Source organism: Novosphingobium sp. FSW06-99, assembly GCF_001519065.1.
Lineage (GTDB): Bacteria > Pseudomonadota > Alphaproteobacteria > Sphingomonadales > Sphingomonadaceae > Novosphingobium.
In genome coordinates this window covers 96,861-121,749 of the sequence record NZ_KQ954261.1, presented here as the reverse complement: position 1 = coordinate 121,749, position 24,889 = coordinate 96,861, and the positions used below count along the sequence as shown (strand labels likewise).

General features: G+C 64.3%; 14 protein-coding genes. 4 read left to right on the top strand and 10 right to left on the bottom strand.

Annotation, left to right across the window (positions count from 1 at the left end):
• Positions 1-71: 71 nt before the first annotated feature.
• The 6 genes from AQZ49_RS17525 to AQZ49_RS17500 are packed head-to-tail and all read right to left on the bottom strand — an operon-like array spanning position 72 to position 10,469.
• Positions 72-1,094 (bottom strand): family 8 glycosyl hydrolase, encoded by a 1,023-nt coding sequence (locus AQZ49_RS17525; RefSeq protein ID WP_067618686.1) that lies wholly within the window; start codon positions 1,092-1,094, stop codon positions 72-74.
• Entirely contained in the window at positions 1,084-1,551 is a 468-nt protein-coding gene (locus tag AQZ49_RS17520) for a cellulose biosynthesis protein BcsD (protein ID WP_067618683.1), read from the bottom strand. Before AQZ49_RS17520 ends, AQZ49_RS17525 begins: the two co-directional genes overlap by 11 nt.
• On the bottom strand, positions 1,548-4,925 hold the full coding sequence (locus tag AQZ49_RS17515) for a cellulose biosynthesis protein BcsC (RefSeq protein WP_067618680.1): 3,378 nt from the start codon (positions 4,923-4,925) through the stop codon (positions 1,548-1,550). Before AQZ49_RS17515 ends, AQZ49_RS17520 begins: the two co-directional genes overlap by 4 nt.
• A complete protein-coding gene (bcsA, locus tag AQZ49_RS17510) occupies positions 4,922-9,397 on the bottom strand; it encodes a UDP-forming cellulose synthase catalytic subunit (RefSeq protein ID WP_156428373.1) in 4,476 nt (1,491 codons plus the stop codon). Before bcsA ends, AQZ49_RS17515 begins: the two co-directional genes overlap by 4 nt.
• Positions 9,394-10,146 carry a cellulose synthase operon protein YhjQ/BcsQ gene (locus AQZ49_RS17505; RefSeq protein ID WP_067618673.1) on the bottom strand — a complete coding sequence of 251 codons (753 nt, stop codon included), beginning with the start codon at positions 10,144-10,146 and terminating at the stop codon, positions 9,394-9,396. The genes bcsA and AQZ49_RS17505 overlap by 4 nt, the downstream gene beginning before the upstream one ends.
• A complete protein-coding gene (locus AQZ49_RS17500; protein WP_067618670.1) occupies positions 10,146-10,469 on the bottom strand; it encodes a hypothetical protein in 324 nt (107 codons plus the stop codon). Before AQZ49_RS17500 ends, AQZ49_RS17505 begins: the two co-directional genes overlap by 1 nt.
• Positions 10,470-10,942: 473 nt before the next feature.
• On the opposite strand from AQZ49_RS17500, the gene AQZ49_RS17495 reads away from it, so the two are divergent.
• From AQZ49_RS17495 to AQZ49_RS17485, 3 genes are all read left to right on the top strand, one after another.
• A complete protein-coding gene (locus tag AQZ49_RS17495) occupies positions 10,943-13,333 on the top strand; it encodes a TonB-dependent receptor (protein ID WP_067618666.1) in 2,391 nt (796 codons plus the stop codon).
• 269 nt (positions 13,334-13,602) lie between these two features.
• Complete coding sequence (locus tag AQZ49_RS17490) at positions 13,603-14,280, top strand: hypothetical protein (RefSeq protein WP_067618663.1); 678 nt, start codon at positions 13,603-13,605, stop codon at positions 14,278-14,280.
• Between the two features lie 2 nt (positions 14,281-14,282).
• Positions 14,283-15,035 carry a COG4705 family protein gene (locus tag AQZ49_RS17485; protein WP_067618660.1) on the top strand — a complete coding sequence of 251 codons (753 nt, stop codon included), beginning with the start codon at positions 14,283-14,285 and terminating at the stop codon, positions 15,033-15,035.
• A gap of 27 nt (positions 15,036-15,062) precedes the next feature.
• Here the strand turns inward: AQZ49_RS17485 and AQZ49_RS17480 are convergent, their stop codons facing one another.
• A complete protein-coding gene (locus AQZ49_RS17480; protein ID WP_067618657.1) occupies positions 15,063-15,791 on the bottom strand; it encodes a glycosyltransferase family 2 protein in 729 nt (242 codons plus the stop codon).
• Between the two features lie 233 nt (positions 15,792-16,024).
• On the opposite strand from AQZ49_RS17480, the gene AQZ49_RS17475 reads away from it, so the two are divergent.
• Positions 16,025-17,815: a CshA/CshB family fibrillar adhesin-related protein gene (locus AQZ49_RS17475; RefSeq protein ID WP_231739290.1), complete on the top strand. Its 1,791-nt coding sequence runs from the start codon at positions 16,025-16,027 to the stop codon at positions 17,813-17,815.
• A gap of 66 nt (positions 17,816-17,881) precedes the next feature.
• On the opposite strand, the gene AQZ49_RS17470 is transcribed toward AQZ49_RS17475, so the two are convergent.
• The 3 genes from AQZ49_RS17470 to AQZ49_RS17460 all read right to left on the bottom strand — a co-directional run bounded on the left by AQZ49_RS17470 (position 17,882) and on the right by AQZ49_RS17460 (position 24,878).
• On the bottom strand, positions 17,882-23,083 hold the full coding sequence (locus tag AQZ49_RS17470) for an isopeptide-forming domain-containing fimbrial protein (protein WP_082701869.1): 5,202 nt from the start codon (positions 23,081-23,083) through the stop codon (positions 17,882-17,884).
• Between the two features lie 58 nt (positions 23,084-23,141).
• A complete protein-coding gene (locus AQZ49_RS17465; RefSeq protein WP_067618647.1) occupies positions 23,142-24,242 on the bottom strand; it encodes a hypothetical protein in 1,101 nt (366 codons plus the stop codon).
• Positions 24,243-24,377: 135 nt separating this feature from the next.
• Positions 24,378-24,878, bottom strand: a complete 501-nt coding sequence (locus AQZ49_RS17460) for a hypothetical protein (RefSeq protein WP_156428371.1) — start codon at positions 24,876-24,878, stop codon at positions 24,378-24,380.
• Positions 24,879-24,889 lie beyond the last annotated feature (11 nt).

Sequence of the window (24,889 nt, the reverse complement as noted above, 5' to 3'; positions counted from 1 at the left end):
ACCCGATCAAGGGTAGCGGGCCGGTGCCGTCTTCAAAATTCGCCTCTTTCGGCGAATTTTCAAACAAAGAGCTAAAGCGCGCGGACGAGGGCCTGGAGCGCGGCGGAGAAATAGTCGGTGTCGATCGCCTCGGGCACGGGGGGCAGGCCCAACGTCCGGCGCAGGATCGCCATGCCCCCCGCCGACAGCGGATAAGGCGCGCGTTCGCCGCTGGTCACGTCGATCCATGCCGGGGGGTGGCCGCCCGCACCGCCTTCGGCACGCCAGAAATCGGCCATCGGTTGCGCCAGCGAGGCGCGGCGCCCGGCCATGGCATAGAGCGGGATGCGGATTGCATCATAGCCAAAGCGTGGCGGATGGTCGGCCGCCGGGACGACTTTGCCACCAGCGCCGATCTCGATCCAGTCGCACGGCAGCCCCGCTGCACCGAACCGCGCCTCGCGCAGCACACCTTGCGCATCGTCGATCACCGCGCTCCACGCGCCATCGCCATCGAGCGCGGCGAAGGCATCGAGCGCGGGCCAGATGAAATACGACGGGTTGAGCGTGACTTTGTCGGCCTGCGCAAAGCCGATCCGGCCCGGCAGCAGCAAGTGCCGACCATGGCGGGTGATCACCAGATGGTCGCGAATGGCGGCGCGGATCGCGGCGCTGCGGCCGGCCCAGCCCTGCCCGCCCCAGCGCCGGGCGGCCTCTGCCAGCGCCCAGGCGATCAGGATATCGCCATCGGTCGCGTTGTTCGGATCGGCCACCGGATCGCTTTGGCGCGGGTCGTATTTCCAGGTGAACAGCGCCACATCGGTGCGCGCCAGATTGGCCTCGGTCCAGTTGAGGATCGTTTCGAACCCGGCGCGATCGCCCGCCAGCACGGCCAGGATCAGGCCATAGCCCTGCCCTTCGCTGTGGCTGATATTGCCGTTGCCGCTGTCGATCACCCGGCCCGCGCCATCGACAAAGGCGCCGCGAAACAGCGCCCAGAACGGGTCGGCCGCCGGTTCGCGCCCTTCGCCCGGACGCGAACAGCCGATCACCAGCGCACAGCCGAGCGAAACCAGCAGCGAGCGCCGGTTGAACCTGCCAAAATCAGATACCATGGTGCAACTCGATCACATCGCCATGCTGGCGCAAAATGCGCGTGGACAGCGCCGGGCCGCTGCCCAGTGCGCGAAACCAGGCGTCATAGGCGCCTTCGATCATGGCCGGAAACAGCCGCGCCCAATAGTGGTCCTGATCGCCCAGCAGCAGGACCGGCGCCCCGCTGTGCACGATCTTCAGCCCGGTTTCGACCGCGCTGATCCGGGCATGGCCGCACCCGCACGACGACCACAACGCGTTTATGCGTTCGACCAGCGCGTCGATATCGTGCACTTGCGCCAGATCGACCAGCCCGGCCACGCGCCGCCCCACCGCCAGGTAAAAGCCGCGCGCCGCCTCGGGGCTGGCCTGTGCAAACACTTCCGCCGCGGTCATCGCGGTCAGCACCGCCAGCCCGAATTCACGCGCGGGCGCACTGGCCCGTTCGCGCACCCGTGCCAGCAGGTCCAGCGTCATTTGCCACCACCGAGCGACTGGCGAATGCCGACCAGCGCGCGGAATTCGTCAAAGCTGCCAAAGGTGTTGTAGCTGACTTCGCCGCCGACCCGCGTCAGTGGCGATATCCGGTAATAGGCCGATCCGCTGGCCGACCAGGCAAAGCCGGTCTGGCTGAGGCTGTCATAATAGTTGCGCACATCGCTGTCCTTTGCCTTGAGCGTGTCGAGCAACGCCTGTGCGGAAGGATCGGTGGGATAGAGATTGGCCTGATCCTCCAGATAGCTCTGGAAGCCGGGCGTCACCGAACCCTTGAGGTCGAAATGGTCGTTCTGATAGGTATACGTGATCGGCATGCCCACCGCGAGAAAGCTCTGAGGGCTGAAATAGCCGCCCATGCCATACGTGAAATAGTCCTGCGCGTTGGCATAGGACTGGTAATTGACGTTGAACCCGGCGGTCAGGTTCGAATGCACGGTATGGCGCACGCGCAGATAGGCGCCGATGTTGGCCTCGACATTGTGGTTGGTCGGCACCGCGACACCGGCATAGGCATTGTAGGTGACATCGCCATAGACACCGTTGCCGTCGCGATCATACGACAGGCCCGCACCGCCACCGGTGCGCATGACATGACCCCACAATTCGCCCGTTACCGGATCGCGCGTGCCCGCATAGGACACCACACTGTCGGTCACCGGTTTGCGTTCGAACCAAGCGCGCGCGGCCACGTTGGGCGTGACTTGCGGGGTCACCGCCACACGCCAGGTGGCGCGCGTTTCGCCAAACCCGATCGGCGTGGCGCCGACTTCGGCCTGCACAACCTTGCCGGTATAGCCCACCGCCGGGGCGACCCCAGCGGCGCGCTGGGTATCGGCCTGGACAAATTGCGCCGCCACTGCGTTGACGATCGATTGCGCCTCGATCGTGGCATCGCGGCCAAACCGTTGGAGGCTGTCGCCGGTCGGGCGGCCCGCATCGATCACCACTTCATCGGCGCGCGCATAGACGCGGCCCCCGGCCAACCCGGTCGAAATCTGCGCCGACCCCTTCAACTCATTGAGTTGCGACAGCCCGGTTTCGCCCGAGCGTGAGCGATAGCCGGTGCCAACCTCGACGCGCGGACCATCGTCCTGCGCCAGATTGGCAATGTCGGTCTGGATTTCGGCCAGCACCGGATCGGCCGGAACCGAAGGTTGCGCCGCGCCGCCGGACACCACGGCAGCGGCTTCGGGAACGCGCCCGCCCCATTCGTTCGACAGGCCCGCCGGATTGGCCCCCGCCGTCCATGGTGCCGCATCGGGAGCGGGAGCGGGAGCCGCCGCCACCGGGGCCGGGTTGTCGAGCGCAATTGTCCCCATTGCGGGCAGCCGGGTGCCGGTGCCCAGGCTGAACGGATTGACCGGTTGCGGCGCCGGCGCTGCCGCCGAGGCGCGGAACGGATTGCCGCCCAGCGCTTCGCCACCGTTGCCAAAGGGGTTGCCGCCGAACGGATTGCCGCCCGATCCGCTGGCCATCTGGCGATTGTAGAGATCGCGCGCCTGCTTGAAATAGCGCGCCGCCTGCCCGCCATTGCCGCGTGTCTGTTCGGTCCTGGCCGCCGCCAGATAGACGTCATAGCTTTGCGGGAACGTCTGGATCAGCCGGGCCTCGGCCTGTTGCGACAGCGCGCGGTCGCCGGCCGCCTGTGCGGTCTGCATCAGCCCGGTCAGCGCGTCCTTGTCGCCTGGCTTGTGCGTCAGGATGATCTGGAACGTCTGCGCGGCGCGCGCCGCCATCTGTCCCGACTGATAGAGCCGGGCCAATGCGCTCAACACCTCGATATTGTCGGGCGCCGCGCTCCAGCCGCGCTGCAGCACGTCGAACGCTTCGGCATATTGGCCATGCAGACGCAGCCGGTCGGCCTGCGTCGCGGCCATCGCTGCGCTGATCCGCCCCAGCGCCCGTTGTCCGTCGGTTGACGATCCCGCCAACAGGCTGGCCTTTTGCAAGGCCGCCTGCGCCAGATCGTCGCGCCCGGTGCGGGTGGCCACGCGGATCACCGCTTCATACCCGCCCAGATCGGTGATCGACCCGGCCATTGCCGCCTGGGCCAGCGAGGCGGCATCGACCGCATCGCCCATGTCATAAAGCGCGTCGGCCACCGCCGCCTGCCGCGCGGCGGGCAGGCCCTTGGCCTGACCAATCTGGCGCAGCGCGGCAACCGCCTCGGCCTTTTGCCCGCCCGCCGCCAGCGCCTTGGCACGCGCGATCGCGGCCTCGGTTTTCAGCCCCATCGCCAGCGCGCGCATCGGCTGCGTGCGGTACGTATCGGGGATGCGCTGGAGCAGCGCCTCGGCCGCAGCCGGATGCCCCATGTCGGAATCGAGCATGGCCGCGGCATAGAGCGCATCGGGGTTGGTCGAAGCCGACAGCGACTGCACCAGCGATTCCGCTTCGGGCAGGCGCCCGCGCGCAAACATGAAGCGCGCGAATTCATAGCGGATCCACGGATCATCGGCATCGAGCATCAGGCCCTGCTGAAACTCCTGCTCGGCGGCCAGATCGTCGCCGCGGGCCGCCGCCGCCAGAGCGCGACCGCGCGCCGCCCGGCTGGCCAGCCGTTTGTCGTCGGCGCCCGCCTTGCCGCCATCGAGATCTGCCGCCTGGCGATAGAGATCGGCCGAATCCGCATAACGTCCCTGCCGGTCATAGATATCGGCCAGCAGTTCCAGCGCGGCGCGATCCTTGCCCCCGTCAGACCGCAGCAAGTCCTCGGCCACTTTCTGCGCCGCGGCAAGCTGCCCGTGCGCGACCAGATCGCGCGCTTCGCCAACGCCTGCGAAATAGCGCGCAGAGGCCAGCGCCTGCGCCCATTTGACCGCATTGCCACCTTGCGAGGCCTGTTCGAGCAGATCGCGCGCTCGCCCAAAATTGCCCTGTTTCAGCGCCACCAGGCCCAACCCGCCCTGCGCATCGGCATCGCGCCGATTGCGCGCCAGCGCCGCATCGAATTCGCGCGTGGCAGTGGTCAGATCGTTGTCCTGCAGCGCGGCAAACCCGGCCACACGCGCCCGCCCGGCCAGATCTGCCGCCGCGACCGGTGCGGGCCGCGCGCGCGCCGGTTCGCGCTCCGGCGCAGGCGTGGCGGCGGGCTTCGCCGCCACCGCCTTTGGCGCCGTTGGTTTTGGTGCAGGCGCGGGGCCGGCCAGCGCGCGCTTCACTTCCGCATTGTCGGGCTCGATCACCTGGGCACGGTGCAACGCCTGATAGGCCAGATCGCCGCGCCCTTTCGACTGCCAGTACTGCGCCTGCTGCAACAGCGCGCGCACCGCCGGATTTTCCGCCATGGCGCATGTCGGCCACAGGCATGCGCCTGCCAGCAACAGCGCCAGAGTCTGGTGCAAACGCGTCACTTGTCGTCTCCCGCACTGTCAAGGCGACGACGCGCCTGACGGCTGAAATAGAGGTAGACTGGGCCGGTCAGCAGCAGTGCGACGATCAGCGCGCTCAACGCCATGAGCAAGGGATGTTGCGCGAACCAGTAGCCCAGTTTCATCCAGGCCGGCAGGCTGCCCACCCAATATTGTGGCTGGATGGCAAAGCTGGTCATGCCATCGCCGGTCACCACCGACAGATCGCCCTGCACTTGCGCATTGATCTTTTCATCGTTCAGCCCATCGACCAGCGCGGGCAGCGTGGCGGGCTGATCGGCCAGCAGTGCGACCACCGTGCGCCCCGCGGTGAACGGCGACTGGAACGATACGATCCCCGAAAAACCCTTGGCGGCATAGACCACGCTTTGCGCGTCATCGCTGCTGCCATGCCATTCCGACCCGCCCAGCAGGGCTTCGAGATATTGCAGCGGCGTTCGCTCGTTGACCCGCAGCGCCCCGTTTTCAAAGCGTACCGGCGCGCCGCCGAACAGCGCCTCGGTTCCGGCCAGCGCCGAACTGCCGATCACCAGGATATCCTGTTCGTGCAACTGGTCGGGATCGATCTCGCTGACCACGGTCACACCCGTGGTGGCGACGCCGGTGGCATCGCCCATCCGGCCCATCACGTTCAGAAACGCCTCGATCGCCTCGGCCGACGGGTTGGCGTCCATCACCACGGTGGTTTCGGCAAGGTCAGGCCGCACCGTGAACGGATAGCCGGCGCCCGCAAACGTCGCCAGATTGGGCATCTGCAACGCGTGCCAGGCCTGCGTCAGGTCGATCGTGCTGTTGGGATCGAGCGCAACCCGCACGTTTTCGGGCAACGTGCCGGTGCACTTCTTCTTGTCCGCCAGGATCAGGTTGTAATCGAACACCAGTTCATTCTGGCCGAACAGCGTATAGCGCGGCAGCACCACGCTCTGCCGCCCCACCGAATCGTGCGCCGATCCGGTGCCGAACGGTCCACCATCGAGCAGCCATTGCCACCAGTTGCCGGTCAGCGGCAGCGTGCGCAGATACGTCCCGTTCAGCGACACATCGAGCCGCGAGCCCTTGCGGTCGAGCCAGGGTGCGGTGGGATAGCGATAGGTCAGATCGACCGAGCCGCCATCGTGGGGCCAGAAGAACAAGTCGGGCGCGACGCGAAAACGTGCGGTCAACGGCCCGGGCGGCAGGCCCATGCCCTGCAAGGCATAAGCCGGCATGACTTCGCCCAGCTTGACCGGGCGATCGGTGGTGATCCAGCGCGGCGCGCCATAGCGCGGCCAGGTCGGAATGCGCGCACCGTCAAACGCCATGTGCGCACCGCCCACCACGCCATGCCCCGATGCCAGCGCGCCCGCGGCCAGCCGGATTTCATCATCGTTGCGCCCGGTCAGCACCAGCAACGTGCCCGACGCATCGACCGGATTGCGCACCAGCGTCGCCCCAGGCCCGGTCACCGGCACGTCGACACCGGGCAGCGAGGCCCCCGCGCGCAGGAACACCACCGCATTGCCTTGTGGCAACTGACCCACCATCGGCTTGAAGCCATAGCCGCGATACGACGCCAGGCTGCCCATCCACGACGCGATCGAGGCTGCCGCCGCCAGATCGCCATGATCGGGCTTGCCCGCGAACACAAACGGCAGTTTCAACGCGCCATTGTCAAACCGGTCGAAGAAAGGCCCCGGCAGACGCGCCAGATCGAGCGCTTGCGCGGTCGGCTGCACGGTCAGGTCCAACCAGCTTTGCGTGTTGCTGATGTTCGCCCACAGCGAGGAATGGAACGGATCCTCGCAATCGCGCGCATAGTGGCCGAGCAGGCGGAAATTGAGCTGGTTGTCGCCAGGCAGGAACAGCGCGGGATTGATCGCGATCTTCAGGTCCTGACCGCCCGAATCCGACGGGCGTAGCGCCACCGTCTGCACCACTTCGCCGTTGACCAGCACGACCAACTGGCTGAGATCGCCCAGCAGCGCGGGTGACCAGGCGAAATGCAGCGTCAGTGTGGCATCGGTCACCACATCGCTTTGCCGCATGCCGAACGGAATGCCGATCTCGCCGCGCGTACCCGCCAGCCGGATCGGAGTCTTGATCCGCAAGTCCTTGAGCGACAAGTGCAGATGCCGGGTGCCATTGCCCGCCTTGGCCGGATCGATCAGCGGCGCGGGCGTGCCGGCCACCGCCGTCACCGGCTGGGCCTGGGCCTGTACCGCGCGCGGCTGTGCCACCAGGCCCAGCCCCAGCGCCATCAGCGCAATCGCCGCCGCACGGGCCAGCGGGCCCTTGCCCGGCTTGGCGTTGTCACGTTCGGTGCTTTCCGCATCTGCGCGGGCGGCGGCGGCGCGCTTTTGCGCCTCGACACGCTGGGCGCGCAACAGGCGCCGTTCGGCAAAGTTCAGGCGCAGGATGCGTTTCATGGTAACCCGGTCGACCCTGATGATATCGCCGATCGATCGCAGGCCGGACACCACCGGATGCGGCGCGGGCAATTGCCAGGCATCGGCACGCCCCATCACCGCGCGCACCAGTTGGCGCGAGGCGGTCATGTCCATCGGCCGAAACCGCAGATAGCTGGCGCCCGCCACCGAACGGACGGTTTCCACCGGCACGGCGAGCGTTTCGTCGCCCATCGCCAGCGTGATATGAGTGACTTTCAGATCGCGCATCGGCATTTCGCGCGGCAGCGTCACCGCCGCGCCGCCCATCGAGATGTTGATCGTGGTGCCCGCCACGACATGGCCCGACGCGAGATAGATCATCACCGGCAATTCGGCGGGAATGCGGATATCGGTGCGGGTCTGGCGCGATTCACGCGCGACCGAGACCGCCGCCAGCAGGATGATCAGGCTGAACGTGGCCCAGGCGGTGTTGAGCACCAGCGAATCGAGCTGGATGTTGAACATCTGCGGGAACAGCAACAGCTTGGCAAAACCCAGCAGCACCGAACCGACGATCAGCGCGATGCAGATCAGATGCGGGCGCACGATCGCCCAGTCGAAAAACGTCTGGTCGAGCAGATCGCCCTTGTCGGTCACGTTGAATTTGCCCTTGCGCGGCTGAAACCAGGTCATCACCGTCGGCTTGACCAGGTGGAACGCCAGGATCGTTTCGTAGACTTCGCCCCAGAACGGGCGCCGGTCGCCCCGGTGCATGCGCTTGCTCGCCGCCGACGAACAGAACAGGTGCGGCAGGGCATAGGCAAAGATCTGTCCCGCCGAGGCATGGATGATGTTTTGCCCGAACAGCAGATAGGCCAGCGGGCTGGTCAGGAACACGATGCGCGGCAGCGGAAACTGGAAATGCAGCATCGCGTTGAGATAGCAAAGCCGCTGCTGCCACTTGAGCCCCGGGCCGGTCAGCGGATTGTCGATGCGCAGGATCTGCGTCATCCCGCGCGCCCAGCGCACGCGCTGACCGATGTGCACCACCAGCCGTTCGGTGGCGAGGCCTGCGGACAGGCGCGCGTTGATATAGGCGGTGTTCCACCCCGTGCGTTGCAGTTTCAGCGCGGTATGCGCGTCTTCGGTGACGGTTTCACCGGCAAAGCCGTTGGTTTCTTCCAGCGCGGCACGCCGGATAATCGCGCACGATCCGCAAAAGAACGTGGCGTTCCACAAGTCGTTGCCTTCCTGCACCGGGCCATAGAACAGCTCGCCCTCGCCAGGCATGTCCTTGACCGTACCCAGGTTGCGCTGGATCGGATCGGGCGAATAGAAATAGTGCGGCGTCTGCAACAGGGCCAGCCGCTGGTCCTTTTGAAACCAGCCCACCGTCAGTTGCAGGAAAGCGCGCGTGGGCACGTGGTCGCAATCGAAAATGGCGATCAGTTCGCCATCGGTGCGCTTCATCGCGGCGTTGAGGTTGCCCGCCTTGGCATGCAGATTGTTGTCACGGGTGATATAGCCGCAGCCCGCTGCCCGCGCAAAGGCGCGGAATTCGGGCCGACGCCCGTCATCGAGAATGAACACCCGGAACCGCCCGGCCGGATAGTCCATGTCCATCGCCGCGTAGACCGTGTTGCGCACGATCGCCAGGCTTTCGTTATACGTCGGGACATAGACGTCGACCATCGGCCAGGCTTCGGGCGCGCCGGTGATTTCCACCACCGGACGCGTCAATGGCCAACTGGTCTGCACCACACCCAGCAGCAGGATCACCCAGGCATAGACTTCGGCCAGGTACAGCGTGCTGCCCAGCAGGAATTCCAGCGGCGTGCCGAACGACAGCGTCTGAGTGGTGCGCCAGAACAGATAGCGCGTCGATACCAGCACCGACAACAGCGCCAGCGTGATCGTGGTCCGACGGCTCTTGCCGCGCGCCAGCACCAGCGCGCCGACAATCGTCGCGCCCGCGCATTGCCATTGCTCCCGGCCATCGAGCGGCACGCCGACAGTCAGCACGATCAGCGGCAGCAACAGCACGACCGAAGCCAGCCGCATGGCCCATGAACGCCAGGTATTGCTCATGCCGCCGCACTTTTCCCGGCCCGTGCTGCCGTGGCTTCGGGCTGTTCAACGGGGGCAACGCCTGCTTTGCAGCGGGCCTCGACCAAAGTCACCAGCGCCTGCATGCCGATCAGCGCGGCGCTCGCCGGGGCATAGCGAGACAGCGTCTGCTGCATGCCGACCGCTTCGTTGACGGCTTCGTCGCGATGGATCTGCGCGACCAGGTTTTCGCCCAGCAATTCGCGCAGGAACAGCGTGGCATGGCGCGCAAAGCGCCGCGTTTCATCAAGCTGGTTGAGCACGAACATGGTGCCGGTCAATGCGTCGAGCGGCCGGCCCGGGCTGATGCGCGGCAATTGCGCCAACGCCATCGCGGTCGGGCTCAGCGTGCAGATGTGCAACAGCGCATAGCGGCGCAGGATCTGCGCCAACGCCACATCGGTCGACGCGACATCGGCAATATACACGGTTTCGCCATCGAACGGCAGATCGCCAGTCCGCAGGTCCTGCGCAAAATCAACGCTGTGCGCACTGCGCCAGCCCGAACGCAGCACGACCCCGCCGACGGTCACCTGATCGATCACATCGTCGTCGAAATCGGGCAGACGCTGATCGGGGGCCAGCCCGAAATAGAGCTTCAGGCCGTCCTGTGCGGTCATGTCGAGCGCCACGACATCGCGCCCCAGCAACGACAGGCCTTGCGCCAGCCCCGCCGCGACAAAGCTGGTTCCAACGCCGCCTTTGGGCGAATGGCACACGATCAGCGGCATTACAGATCTCCGGATTGGACGCGGTCGCCCAATTGGCGCAGCAACGATCGCACATCGTCGGGTTTGTGCGTCGCCACCGGGGCTTCTTCATAACGGTTGAACAGCCCGGTCGGTCGCGAGGGCGCTGCCGCAGGTGAGGCTTCGACCACAGACTGGGCGGTATGATCCTCGCCACCATGCGTGTCGCCGGCAATGCGCGGGTCACGGATCAGCGCTTCGAACAGCGGCCATAGCTCCATATCCGCAAAATTATCGCGGAATTCCTGATATTTGAAGTTGTTCTGGCCCAGCCTGTTGAGCAGATTGGCGGCGTCCGAGCGCATGACGAAAACCTTCCGTAAGATTACTTAAGTTGTCGCCGGGAATGATTAATATCCCGTTGCCCAATTCGCCGAAATCGCTTGCTTTCTAGCACTTTGAGGCAAAATCTTGCGGTGCAGCATCGGCCCCCGGTCCTTCACGAAGGTTAATACCGTCGCGGGGAAAGCCGCGCCGGGACAACCTTGCGGGGCATCTCTTTTTAAGCGTGCGCCTGATCTGTCGCGGTGCAACCCGACGGCGGCAGGCGGTCTGCCGTCCGGACCTGGCTATCCGGCAGGCAGAACCGCCTGCAAAGGTTTGCTGAATCGCGATACAAATTTTTCATTTTTTCAACATCCCAGCAATTCTGCGGGGTTGGCGGCGGACACGCACGCTTTGTGACACCCAAGTCATCAAACCGTAAATGCGCTGCAACAATTCGCGGCCACTCGCCGCCTCGCATACGCAACAACTGAGTCCAGTTTCAGGGGGTTTCATGAACATCCAATCGCGTTGCTGGCTGCTGGCCAGCGCGGGCATCCTTGCGCTTGGCGGCGCCCTGCCCGCTTTTGCCGCCGATGCCGCAGCCGACAGTGCGACCACCACGCCGATCACCAACTCCGACGACATCGTCGTGACCGCGACCAAGGTGAACCAGGCGACGCCGATCACCGCATCAATCCACACCTTCGAACCGCAGGCGATTGTCAGCCGCGCGATCATCGAGGATTCGATCGCGCCGACCGCCGACTATTCGCAGATCGTGCTGTTCACCCCCGGTGCGTCGATCCTGCCCAGTTCGGGCAACGGCGTCGGCCTCGGCGACACCAAGATCGTGCTGCGCGGGTTTCAGGACGGCCAGTACAACATCACGTTCGACGGTATTCCGTTCGAGGATTCGAACGATCCGACGCACCATTCGACCTCGTATTTCCCCGACGGCACTTATGAGCGCCTGATCATCGATCGCGGCCCGGGCGCGGCGACTGACCTTGGCCAGTCCAGCTATGGCGGCAACATCCATATCATCTCGCGCGATCCGACCAAAGAGTTCGGCCTGCAGGAACAGGCGCTCTACGGCAGCTTCAACACGTTCCTCGAACGCCTGACGGTCAATTCGGGCGAAATCAAATCGCTGGGCGATCTCAAGGTGATCGCGGTAGGCGAATACAAGCGCACCGACGGCGCGCTGACCAACCAGCCCGGCTGGTGGGGCAACGGCTATGTCAAGATCGTCAAGCCGCTGGGCGACAATGCCCAGTTCAGCATCCTGGCCAATTACAACCAGAGCCTGTTCAACCAGTCCGACGCCGCCGGTGGCGCCACCGCCGCGCAGGTCGCGGTCTATGGCAAACAGTTCGGCGCAACCACCGCCGACAATCCCGGTGACTATGCCAACGCGCGCAAGGACTGGAACTGGGAAAACAAGACCACCGATATGGAAGTGGCGCGGTTGCAGTGGGAACCGTCGAGCATCATCACCATCGACAACAAGCTCTACACGTTCTTTTACAAGAACTTCACGCTGTCGACCGAAGATTCGAGCGACCCGTGCAACACCATCAACACGTCGAACAACACCTGCAGCCTGACGCTGGCCACACAGGTCTATGCCCAGGGCACCGGGCTGGGCGGCAGCGGCGGCAAAGTCGTGGCGGGTGATATCGCCGGCTATACCAAGGTCAACCAGTACCGCGACTGGGGCGACATCCTGCAAATCGATGTCAAGACTCCGATCGGCGTGCTGAAACTGGGTGCCTGGTACGAACATTCGCAGTCACACCGCTATCGCTATGAATACGACTTTACCAAGGGTTCGGCCAACGGCGGGATCAGCAACTACAATTTCAACTTTGACATCATGAACGATGGCCAGAACTGGAACTGGCTGGAAAAGGACAAGTCGTACAACGTCGAACAGAACGGGTCGCTCGTCCCCGCCTATGTCAACTATGACGAACGCACCAAGTGGAACCAGGAACAAGTGTTCGGCGACTATGAAATCAAGGCGCTGAATGACACACTGACCGTCACTCCCGGTTTCAAGGCGCTGTTCTTCACGCGTGAAGTTGATTCGCCGATCGCCGACCAGCACAGCCGCATCGGCGGCGATGCGCAGGAAACCTACAAGCCGGTGCTGCCCTATGCCACCGTCAACTATCTGATCACGCCGCAATTTTCGGCCTATGCCCAGTATGCACGGGGCTTCATCGTGCCCGCGCTGTCGGTCAGCCTGGAAACCAAGGGCGCCGGCAACGTCAATGTGCCGGTCGATCCGGTGCCGACCAAGACCACCAACTATCAGGCCGGGGTGGTGTTTGCCGGGCAACGCCTGAACTTCGACGGTGACATCTATTACATCAAGGCGTCGAATTCGACCGCGGTCGACCCGACCAACAGCAACAACGTTACGCTCGACGCCAATCCGGCGGTGTACAAGGGCATAGAAGGTCAGCTCAGCTATGTCGTGGTGCCCGGCCTGACCGCGATCGCCAACGCCACGCTGATGTCGTCAAAGGATTCGGTCACCGGGCTGTGGCTGGCCTATGCCCCCGATTACACGGCCACGTTCGGCGCAGTCTACAGCATGGGTCACCTCAAGCTGAGCTATCTGCACAAGCTGACCGGTCGCCAGTATGAAGACGGCCCCTCGTCGGGCGACGAAGGCACGACCAGCGGCGGCAACAATGTGCGGCTGGCGCCCTATAGCTATGAAGTGCTGTCGGCGAGCGGGACGTACGGCAACGTAACCGTGGGCGTGACGGTCAACAACCCGCTGGGCACGCGCCCGATCACCGCGCAATCGGGCCCCTCATCGAGCGCATCGACGCTGTACCTGTTCCAGGCGCCGACCAGCTATCAGGCGCAGATCAAGCTCCGTTTCTGACGAACTGAAACGCCACGACACAGCGCACATGGGCCGGGGAGCAATCTCCGGCCCATTCTCGCTTGGTCAAGCACGCAGCACAGGTTACCCGGCAGAGGCACAAGGGAGCCAGGTCTTGCACAGTCTTCCCAAGGTCGATGCGCGCTACGGGAAAGCGCTTTGCGTGGCGAGCCTGCTTGTCGCGCCGGTCGGCCTGTTCCACGCTGCTTTCCCAAAGCGCGGGGAGGCTGGCGTTGTTGCGTAAGGCCCTGCGGTGGGGATTGCCGGGAATGGCCGCGCTGATCCCCCTGCCCGCGTACGCCGGGCCGCCGTTCGTCACCGACGATCCCGAACCGACCGATCCCGGCCATTGGGAAATCTACAACTATGCCGGCGGCACGCTGCAACCGGGCAACAATGCCACCCAGTTCGGGTGGGATATCAACTATGGTCCGGTCAAGGATGTGCAATTGACCACCACGCTGCCGCTGGCCACCCAGACCGGCCAGCCGTTCGGCCTGGGCGATGCCGAATTCGCGATCAAAGTCAAAGTGCTGCACCATGACGACGGGGTGATCCCGCTCGACATTTCGGTGTTCCCGCGCGTGATCGTGCCCACCGCGCATGGCAGCACCCAGACGCAAGTGTTGCTGCCGGTGTGGGCCGAACACGACTGGGACGGGTGGAGCGTGTTCGGCGGCGGCGGCTACACGCTCAACCCCGGCGCGGGCAATCGCGATTACTGGCAACAGGGCGTGGTCGTAACGCATATGGTGCGCGCAGGGTTCATGCTGGGGCTGGAATATTACGGCCAGTCGCGCGACAGCTTGACCGAACGTGCGGTGACCGGGGTGAACCTTGGCACGCAAATCCACCTGGCCGGGCCGTTTTCGCTGCTGGGCGCGTTCGGCCAGGGCCTCAACCGCAAACAGACGGTGTTCTACACGTCGCTGAAACTGGATCTCTGACAATGTCCGACCGCAACACCACACTGGCCAAAGTCCCCACCGTCACGATCGGTTTCTGGGTGATCAAGATCCTGGCCACCACGCTGGGCGAAACCGGCGCGGATCTGTTCACGCAGCAATTCGCGATGGGCTACTTGCTGGGGATCGTGGTGTTTGCGTTGCCGCTGGCGGTGCTGGTGGCCTGGCAGATCCACACCACGCGGTTTCATCCCTTACTGTACTGGGCGACCATCCTCGCCTCGACCACGGCGGGCACGGCGGCGGCCGATTTCTTCGACCGGTCGCTGGGCATCGGCTATGCCGGGGGCGCCGCGGTCTTGTTGACCGGTGTGCTGGGCGCGCTGGCGGTCTGGCGCTGGACGCTGGGCACCGTCTCGGTTGCCAGCGTGTCGGGGCCAAAGGCGGAAAGCTTTTATTGGCTGACCATCACGCTGTCGCAGACGCTGGGCACTGCGCTGGGTGACTGGGCCGCCGATGATGGCGGGCTGGGCTATGCCGGTGGCGCCGCGCTGTTCGGCGGGCTGCTGGCGCTGCTGGTGCTGGCCTGGTGGCGCACCGGGATCAGCCGGGTCGTGCTGTTCTGGGCCGCCTTCATCCTGACCCGGCCATTGGGGGCAACCGTGGGCGATTTCCTGGACAAGCCGCTTGCCCAGGGCGGCCTGGGGTTTGGCCGCGACCATGCCACGCTGGTGCTGGTGGCCTTGATCGCGTTGGCGCTATGGCTGATCCCGCAGCGCGCGGGCAAGGCGCACTGATCGAACACGGCCCGGGCGAATTTTGTCCTAACGCACGTCCTGGTAATCGTTATGCGCGGGTCGGCCGCGCAGCATGATCGAGACATAGTTGGCCAGATAGATCCCGGCAGTGCGCGCAAAGCCCTGCTTTTTCATCCGCCGCGCCGATGTCGGCATGACAAACCGGCGCGAAAACAGCACTTTGCCATGAATCTTGGCGCGCTTGCCGATATCGACATCCTCGCCATAAAATTCGATGCTGCTGTCGAAACCGCCCATCTTTTCCAGCACATCGCGGCTGATCGCGAAATTGCCGCCGACCATCATGTACCCGGTCAGCTTGTAGACCGGCTGTGCGGCGATGAACCAACTGGTCGACATCTTGTTGCGAATGCCGGTCAGGTCGTAAAAGCTGTAGGGCCCCGACAGGCAGGCCAGATCCCTGCGCGCGGCGAACTGTTCCCAGATCTGCTCGATCCAGCCTTCGGGCGGGCGCGTGTCGGCATCGACATAGGCCAGGATATCGCCGGTCGAGGCGCGATACCCCGTTTGACGCGCGCGGGTGATGCCCTTTTCAGGCTCGAACACATAAGTCACCGCCGGATAGCGCTCGACCACTTCGCGCGTGCGGTCGGTGCTGTTGTTGTCGACGACGATGATTTCTTTCACTTTGCCCGCCAGATTGGCCATGACCGCGTCGAGGCACGCGGGCAGGTAGTCCTCCTCATTGTAGGCGGGGATGATCAGACTGATCGTCGGTCGGTGGTCACGAGTCATGGCTAGCGCTGTTGGCGCAATATCGCGGCTCTGGCCAGAACAGATTTGTACCCGCCATGCGTCCGTGCGGGCCAGGCGCCGTTTTGCCATCGCGCACCGGCAGCGAAGTGACGTCACGATTGCAGTCGCGGCGGGCTTGGGCCATAGCGAATGCCATGATCAGAACAACAACGGTCATCGTTTGCCGGATCGCGCTCATCGTAATGGCGTGGGCTTTGTCGACCACGGGTGCAATGGCATCCAATTGCTATAGTGCAACGTCGCAAGGCACCACCGGGCCCAGCGACTGGCAGACCTATTGCTGGGTTGATTTTACATCGTACAACAACACGACTGCAACATCGCCGGGCGGGCAGAATTTCAGCCTGACCTTGCAGGACGGCACGGTGCTGGCGTTCAATCTGAAAACCAGCGGCACCGCGTTGACCCCGGTTACCAGCCCTTCGTGGAACGGCGCGGCGATCGGCAACACCGCCATGATGGGCATTGCCGGCGAACCCGTGCTCTATGCCACCGCCGCCGGCACCACCACAGTGACAATTTCATCGATCACGCTGACCCCGCCCGCCGGGGCCAGCGGGGTGACCAATTACATGATGGCGCTGGCCGATGGCGAATCCACCAACACCGGCGAAACCCTGACCTTTGTTACCAACGGCAGCGCATGGACGACGCTCGACCAGGCCGGTGCGATCAGCGGCACCGAATATCCCACGATCAGCGGCACCGGCACCACCACGGTTACCGAAACCGGCACCTCGACCGACAATGTCGGCGCCTATATCATCGGATCGGCCAAGCCGACCCAGGTTACCACCACGCTGGTATCGGGCGGGCTGGAAGGGTTCATGCTGGCGGTGCGCTTCGCCTCGGTGCGCCTGACCACCCAGATTACCGATGCGCGCGTCAACACCGCCGACCAGTTCACGTATGCGATCGAGGCGACATCCAACGCGGCGGTGCTGGCATCGGGCACGTCGAGCGGCACCGGGCTGGGACCGTTCACCACCGCCGGGGTGGCCGCCGCCGCGTCGGTGCCGATGACTCTGGTCGAAACCATGGCATCGGGCAGCACCGGCACGCTGGCCGATTACCAGGGCAGCCTGACCTGCACCAACAGCAACACCGGTTCCACCACCACATTGCCCAGCGCGAAGATCACTGCCAGCTATGCCTTGGGCAGCCTGGCCTATGGCGACGCGCTGCTGTGCACCTATACCGAAACGCCCTTTCCCCATATCCTGCTGCAAAAGGCGCTGGGCACCGGGGGGCGGCAATTCAGCACCGACGAATTCACCATGACCATTGCGCAGGGCAGCACGACGGTCGCCAGTACCACCACCACCGGCACCGGCACAACGCTGGGGGCCGCAGCAACCGCGTTGCAGAAAGTCACCGCAGGCACCGCCTACACACTGTCGGAAACGCCGGCTGGCACAACCCAGACCGACCAATATACCTCGGCGCTGGCTTGCACCAACGGCTACAGCGCATCGACCACCAAGCTGCCGACCACGCCAGGCGGCAGTGTCACCCCGGCACTGGGCGATGTGCTGACGTGCACGATCACCAACACCAAGGTCGCCGCCAACGCCGCGCTGACCATCGTCAAGTCGGCCGCCGTGCTGTCCGATCCGATCAACGGCACCACCAATCCCAAATCGATCCCCGGCGCGATCATCCAGTACACGCTGACCGTCGCCAACACCGGCCCGGACGCAGTCACCGCCAATTCTGTATTCATTGTCGACACGCTGCCGAGCCAGATCAGCGTGGGCACCAGTTCCAACCCGGCGTTCGTACAGGGATCGCCGACCAGCGCGTTGACCTTCAACACATCGACCAACATCGCCTATTCGAATGCCACCACCGCGCCCACCACGTTTGCAGGCTGCACCTACAAGCCGGTGGCGGCCTATGATGCGGCGGTGCGCTATATCTGCCTGAACCCGCGCGGCACGTTCGCCGGATCGACCGGCACCCCGCCTTCGTTCCAGATCACCTATCAGGCGCAGATCAATTAGGGACCGTCGGTTGCCGAAACCCCCGACCGCTTTCGATCCTCCCCTGCACGGGGAGGATTTTGGGGACTAGCGCGCGCGGCCATCGAGGCCGAGGAACGCGAACGTCGAGGTGTCGAGCTTCATGCGCAGCACGACATAGACCCCGCGCGACGTGTTGCGGCTGGCGGCAAAGTCGGGGTCGCGGAAACCCGACACGTTGTAGCCCAGGTTGACCAGCACATTCTTGGCCGGAACAATCCCCACGCTGGGCCCGAAGGCAAAACTGGTGGTGCCATCCGACGGCGCCAAACGCACTGTGCCGCTGACCCCCACTTCAACTTTGGCCCCGATCCCCACGCGCGCATCGGCGCCAGCCAGCAGCGTTGTGCCCGACAGGTTGTACCCGTCATAGGCATCGAAATTGTAGCGCATCGCCACGAACACGCTCAATTCGCTGCGCTGGGTCAGTTCTTCATCGTCGTTTTCGCCGCGCGGGCTCCAGTCGCCCGAAACGCTGGCGATAAAGCGCCGCGCGCGCTGGTTGCCGCTGGTCAGCGCGGTATCGCCCGCCGTGCCGGCCGCCCCGGTGATCGAACTGGCGGCCAGCGTAGTGGTGTTGGCGCCCGTGGTCACCGTGGTGGTGGTCGATGTCGCCGCCACCAGCGTGTCGGCACGATATTCCAGCTTGGTCAGCAAGGCATAGCTGGCGCTCGCGGGCCGCCGGGCATAGGCGATCGAGGTGTCGAACACCGCCGAACGACTGCCATCGGTGCCGCTCGAATCGGTCACCGTCAGTCCGGTGCCCAGCACTTCGCCATCGCCCAACTGGCGGATCAGCCCGGCGGTCAGCCCGCGCCGGTCGGCGAATTCGCCATTGCGGAATTCGCCGCGCAGCGTGGCCGACCACAGGCTCTGTTTCCAGCCCAGCCCCAGGCTCAGTGCGGTAAAATTCTCGGTCAGCGTGCCGCTGCCGTTCAATTGCCCGCCATTGACCACCGGCTGCGCAACATTGAGGATCTGTGCCGCGTTGAACCCCGACAGCACTTTGTTGGCATCGACCGAGGCATCCATCGTCAGATGCTTTGCCAGCCCCACCGACTGCGTCAGCCCGAACGCGGCAAAGCTGCGCTCGCCATATTCGACCACATCCTGATCGCCCACGCCGCCGCTCAGCTTGGCGCCTTTCCACGGTTGCAGCTCGAACCCCACCCGCGCGGTGTGGGTATCGAGCGACTGGCCATTGGCCACGTCATAGCTCGCCACCAGCTTGACCTTCGGGTTGATCGTATAGCGCGCGGTCAGGCTGTCGTTGGCGGGCATGTCGATCGATCCCGCCGCACCGATGGCGTGGCTGACGGTGGCATCGATCTGCAGCTTGTCGTTCAGGAACTTGCGGCTGACCCCTGCCTCGACCACGGTCGATGTGCCACTGGTCGCGCCGGTGCTGGTGGTCGAACTGGTGCTGGAGGTGCCTGTCGCGGTTGTCGTGGTGGTGGTCGTGGTAGTCTGCACACCCGCCAGATCGTCCTCGATCGCGTTGATCCCCACGTGGAAATCGGTCTTGCCCAGCTTGTACTGCGCCTTCACTTGCAGCGCCTTGCGGCTCGACGTGTCGGTCAGGCTGTTTTCGAGCCACGCGCTGGTCACAAAAGAAAACTGCCTGGTGATGTGCAGCTTGGCATCGAGGCCATATTTGCGCCAGCCGAGTTCGGCATTGCCGACATTGCCCAGGCCATAGGCCGCGTCGGTCGAACGGACATAGGCCAGCATGTCGTAAGCCTTGCCGTGATGTTCGGCCTCTACCTGCCAGGCGTCGGACGTCACGCCAAGGGCACGGCTGGCCCCCAATTCGCCGCGCAAGGTGGTTGCGGCGTCGAGATCGACTTTGGCATCGAGCGCGCCCAGATTGGTCCGTGCGGTCGGATCGGTCTGGTTGGTGCCGACATCACTGACCCCGGTCATGCCGATCTTTACATGGCCGCCGTTCGTGGCCCATTCGATCCGGCCCCCGCCGACCAGCGCATTGGCCTGCGCGCCCAGGGCCGGATCAACATCGAAATCAATGATGACGAATTCGGGGTCCATGTTCGAATCATGGCTGAGCACCGGCTGTTTGAACGTGACCGTCCCCGACAGCACGTCGATGGAATAATCGACAAAGCGGGTCAGCGTGGTGGTCGACACCACGACATCCGACTGGAACCGGTCGCGCACCTGGATGGTGATCGTTTCGCTGTCGGCCACCATTGCCACGGTGCCCAGGCTGTAGGGCCCGGTCACCCCGGCGCCCTGGATTTCCAGATGGCGATGGGTGGTGGCGGTTTTCGCGCCAAAGCCCTTGAGATGCAGATTACCAATGCTGGCCTCGGCCGCCACGCCGGTCAGCGTGCGTTGATACCGTGCCAGATTGGTTTGCGACAGCCCGGTCTGGAAATCGCCGAACATGGCCGAAAAGCCCTTGGCCTCGATCCGCACATAGAGCTTTGACCGGCTGGCGGCGTCGAACCGGCGGTTCGATCCGTCGGCAAACACGGTGTAATAGCTGTTGGGGTTGATCGCCCCGGTCAGGGTCTGGTCGGCGGACTGCTTGGCGCTGTCATAGGCCAGTGTCAGCAGATATTTGCCCAGCACGCGCCCCTTGGCATAGAACGCGGTGCGCGCATGCGTGCCCAGATCGCTTTCGAACGTGCTCGCCCGTTCCATCCGGTCGGCGATGGTCTGCGCGCCCAGCGCGCCTTCGGCCAGGCCCACCAGCGTCCACGGCAGATTGCCCGGCACGACCCAGGTGTCGATGGTCTGGTGCCGCTTGGGCCCGCCGTCATCAAAGGTGAAATCGAAATGGACCGCGCCGCTGACCATGGTCGGCGCCAGCTCGACATAGGCCATGCCGTCGTCGCCTTCGACGGTCCAGTGCGGCGTGGCCCGGCCCTGCCCCGACAGCGAACGTTGCTGCAGGGCATTGATCACTTCGGCGCTTTCATACGGCGCGGAAATCCCGATATCGCCCGCCATGCCGCGATGCACCGGGCGACCGTTGCTGTCGAGAATGCGCAGCGCCAGGATCGGCCGGGTGCTGGCATCGGCAACCAGGTGCGTCTGTTCGGGCACCAGCCGCACTTGCGCGGCGACATTGGTGAAATAGACATCGCGGGTCAACGTGGCGGCCACCGAACGGTCGGCATTGCGCACCACCGCAACCAGATGCGTGGCATTGCCCTCCAGCGGAATGCCGCTCCAAATCGACACCGCGTAGGTGTGATCGGCGGTGATCCTGGTGCTGTCGAACGCCACTTTGGCAACCGGCTGGCCATTGGCCGACAATTCGACCTTTTGCCCGTAACGGTGACGGATCACCACGCGCACCGAGGGCGAGCGCGGATTGTGATCGACCGCCGGGAACAGGAACTGGGTGGGCCCGTCCCCCATCGCCAGCCAGTCGACATCCGCGCCAGAGGCGGTCTTGTCGCTGATTTTGGGCTCGGCGGACTTGCCCCCGGTTGCGGCCAGCCTCGCTGCCTTGGCCGCGCCCTGCGGCACCGTGGCATAGAAATCGGCCACCGTCAGCATGCCGCCCTGGCCCGACACAAACCGCGAAATGGCGCTGCCCGCGGTGCGCGTGGAACGGGCGCAATCGACAAAGGCGCCGCCCTCGGGCAGCGTCGTGGGTGCCACTTGCGCGACGTGATCGCCCGGCACCAGGCCATCGAAGTGATACCGCCCGTCCTTGTCGGTCACCGCATAGCTGCCATCTTCGAGCATCACGCGCACACCGGCAAGGCCCATGCGCAGCCCGGTCGACGAACAGCCGCCATCGGTGACCCGCCCGATCAGCGTCATGCGATCGGTCAGCATGTCGGCGACAATCTGTACCACGGCATGGGTAGAGGATGTCAGCCCAAGCGAATCTGTAACCGTTGCGGTGTTGGGCGCCTGCCCCGGCGTGGCATTTTCGTTGACTGTCGCGGCATACGTGATGACATGCGTAGCCCCGGCGGCCATTGCCCCCAGATTGACCGTCATGACCCGTCCATCCGGGGCAAACTGCACTTCGGAAGGCTGCGATGCGCCATCGATACGCACCGATTGCGGCCGGATGCGCAATTGTTTGGCGGGTTTGTCGACCACCGTCACGGCGCGCTTGATATTGGCCTCGGGATTGCCAACAGTCAGCGTGTAAAACACCACATCACCCTCTTGGGCGGTCGCTCTACTAGCCGATTTGGTTATTGTGGCGGCTGTTCCCGGCTTGTCCACCGGCACGTCGACGCGCAATGGCACAGTGCCGCTGACCGTGAAGATGGCGCCATAGGACCCCGCGCTGATCTGCACCGGCGTCCCATCGGGGCGCAGGATGCCCGCCAGATTCTGCGCCGATACCGCAGAAGGCGCGGTATAAGGCGCAGGCGGCGTGATTTTCAGCCGATATTGCCCCGGTGGCACCAGCGGAAACAGGTATTCACCCGGCGCAAGCTGGAACGACACGCCTGCACCGTCGGTCACGGCCTGGCCGGTGACCACCGTGGCAGGCCAACTGGTCACGCCGTCGGGCGCCAGCACGCTGGCCGCAACACCGGTGGTGGCATTGACCAGCGTGACGGTCGCGCCATCGATCGACGCGCCGCTTTCGCTGTCGAACACAAAGCCGAAGGGATCGTTGGCAACCGAAAGTTCGGCAATGGCGATCGGCGTGGCCGATCCCGACAGCATTGCCGCGATGGAAATGGTGTTCCCCGCCGCGACGCTCAGCTTGCAATCGCCCTGGACGGGCTGCGGCGGCACTGCGGCAGTGGGAATGGCACCGATGAAGATGCCGGTGTTGGGTCCCGTTTCGAAAACGGTCAGCGTTTCCTTGTCGCCGCCATTGGTCGACAGCATGACCTGGATCGATTCGACGACATTGGGATTGGTATTGCCCTGCGGCGCGTAGACTTCAAAATAGAACACGCTGCCGATCTGCACCGTGGTGGTCTGCGCCACCGAGGCGATCTGGCTGGCCGAGGCAGGATTGCCGGACACGGCAATCGGCGCCCCACCGCATTGCGAGGGGACGAAACTCAGCGTTGTCGACGTACCGGTACCGACCGCATAAGTCGTGATCGACGCGGTCGCTGCGGTCCGCGTGAACGAGACCGCGTTCGACTGTGCCGTCACGACCTGGCCCGCCTGTTGCCAGTTCGCCGTGGCAATGTTGGTGATCGTCTGCGCGGTGACGGCTGGCGCCGTGAACAGCGCCAGCAGACACAACAGACCGGTCACCACCGCCCGCAAAAAGGTGGGGTGTCGCGTCATTGCACACCTGCGAAGGCGCGGCGGGGCCCTGTTGGAGGCCATCGCCGCGCCATCCGCCTCAGTTGATCGTCGCCTGGAACGACAGTCCTTCGGACGCGCCGGGGGCCAGGGTTGCCAGCGTACCGGTCACGGTTCCGGTCGAGGACGAATAGTTGACCGTATCGTTACCTGCCGTACCCGAACCGCAGGTTGCCGCATTGCCCGAACCCGACACCACCGCGTTCAGCACGACAGAGCTGGCCTTGTAGGTAACCGTGGTCGGCAGAATGTCGCTGATGCTGATGTTGGTGGCCGAAGTGCCCGCCGACGATGCATTGGCAACCACGATGCAATATTGCAGCGTTGCGCCGGGAATCGCCTTGGGGTTGCTGCTGCCTTCGATCGGGTCAGACACGACCAGGCTGTTCTTGTTGACCGACAGCACCGGCGCGGACACCGTGTAATCGGCCAGCGCGGTGAATTTGCCGTCATAATTGGCGTCGCCGCCGTTGCCCGCCGCATCGGCAAACACCGTCTGCATCGTGCCCGGCGTCCATGCCACGCCCGAACCCGATTGCGTCAGCACGCTGCCTTGCGAACCGGAGGTGCCGCCCTGTTCCGCCGTTGCGGTCAGATTGATACCCGCGACTTGCGCGTTGCTGGCCGTCGAAGGGATGTTGGCCTGGACATAAAGGCATTCGGTGGTGCCGACCGGCACTTCGTCGAGCCAGGTGACCTGGGTCGCATTCGCCGCGCTGTAGCTGCACGTTGCACTGCCATTGGTGTTGACCCAATAGGTGAACGTGGTCGCAGTCACGCTGTCGGTGCCGCTGTGCGCGGTGGTGGCGCCGGTTGCCTGGGCCGCCGCGGCCAGACCGATGTCGATGACCTCGTTCGACGAGTTGGTCACCTGAAAGGTGGTGACTGCACCGGTCTGACCCGGCGCAACCGTGGTGGTCGCGCCGGTTTCGGTCGCGGTCAGCACGATCTTGGCATCGACGATGATCGCGTTGGCCGCGCTCGCCGCGGTCTGCGTAACACCGCTCACCTGGAAATTGACGGTGGCCGTGTTGGTGATGGTGGTGCCCGCCGCCGTACCGGCCGCATAGGCCGGATTGGCAACCAGACTCAAGAGCGCAGCCGTACCCGCCGCGCCCAGCAACTTGCTGACGTGTTTCATGGTATTTCCCCAATGTGAAATTCGTGTGTGAAAGTATTCAGGTCCGCAAAATCAGGCCCGTCTCCCCGCCCCGCGAGCCTCGGGTTGCTTCAAACTCCTGCTACACCAAGATTTTTTTGTTATTATTCAGGCATTTCAACGCACAGTGGCGTGAAATTCGATTTTCCCCGATGCGCCCGGCGCGATCTGCGGGATGACCAGTTTCACCGTGGTCACATCACCCGCCTCGGCCGCGCGCGTGGCGCCCTTGGCATCGGTGACGACCAGGTTGGACAATTTGCCAAAGGTCTTGCCGCCATCGACCGAAACGTCGAATTCACCGGCGCTGTCGTCGGACAGCATCAACGGTGCGGGCAGCGGATCCTTGTATTCGAAATTGCTGATCGGCTGGGCCAGATTGTTGTGGTATTCCAGCACCACCACGATGTGGCTTCCGGGCACCACTTTGTCATGGGTGACCGACGGATCGACAATCTGGTGCGTGACTTTGCCGTCGACGGTGGTGACTTTGTCGAGCAACTGCTTGCTGACCAGGGTCAACGGATCATTGGCGGCCAGGGCCGGTGCGGACACGCACAGAGCGGCCAGCGAAACCACTCCAATCTTGAGCATACCCTTGAAATTGATCATAGTCATGGCGAAACCCC

Excerpts from the sequence above, each read along its gene's own strand:
- AQZ49_RS17525 (WP_067618686.1), bottom strand. The coding sequence starts at position 1,094 with ATGGTATCTGATTTTGGCAGGTTCAACCGGCGCTCGCTGCTGGTTTCG.
- AQZ49_RS17520 (WP_067618683.1), bottom strand. The coding sequence starts at position 1,551 with ATGACGCTGGACCTGCTGGCACGGGTGCGCGAACGGGCCAGTGCGCCC.
- bcsA (WP_156428373.1), bottom strand. The coding sequence starts at position 9,397 with ATGAGCAATACCTGGCGTTCATGGGCCATGCGGCTGGCTTCGGTCGTG.
- AQZ49_RS17505 (WP_067618673.1), bottom strand. The coding sequence starts at position 10,146 with ATGCCGCTGATCGTGTGCCATTCGCCCAAAGGCGGCGTTGGAACCAGC.
- AQZ49_RS17500 (WP_067618670.1), bottom strand. The coding sequence starts at position 10,469 with ATGCGCTCGGACGCCGCCAATCTGCTCAACAGGCTGGGCCAGAACAAC.
- AQZ49_RS17495 (WP_067618666.1), top strand. The coding sequence starts at position 10,943 with ATGAACATCCAATCGCGTTGCTGGCTGCTGGCCAGCGCGGGCATCCTT.
- AQZ49_RS17490 (WP_067618663.1), top strand. The coding sequence starts at position 13,603 with ATGGCCGCGCTGATCCCCCTGCCCGCGTACGCCGGGCCGCCGTTCGTC.
- AQZ49_RS17485 (WP_067618660.1), top strand. The coding sequence starts at position 14,283 with ATGTCCGACCGCAACACCACACTGGCCAAAGTCCCCACCGTCACGATC.
- AQZ49_RS17480 (WP_067618657.1), bottom strand. The coding sequence starts at position 15,791 with ATGACTCGTGACCACCGACCGACGATCAGTCTGATCATCCCCGCCTAC.
- AQZ49_RS17475 (WP_231739290.1), top strand. The coding sequence starts at position 16,025 with ATGGCATCCAATTGCTATAGTGCAACGTCGCAAGGCACCACCGGGCCC.
- AQZ49_RS17470 (WP_082701869.1), bottom strand. The coding sequence starts at position 23,083 with ATGACGCGACACCCCACCTTTTTGCGGGCGGTGGTGACCGGTCTGTTG.
- AQZ49_RS17465 (WP_067618647.1), bottom strand. The coding sequence starts at position 24,242 with ATGAAACACGTCAGCAAGTTGCTGGGCGCGGCGGGTACGGCTGCGCTC.
- AQZ49_RS17460 (WP_156428371.1), bottom strand. The coding sequence starts at position 24,878 with ATGACTATGATCAATTTCAAGGGTATGCTCAAGATTGGAGTGGTTTCG.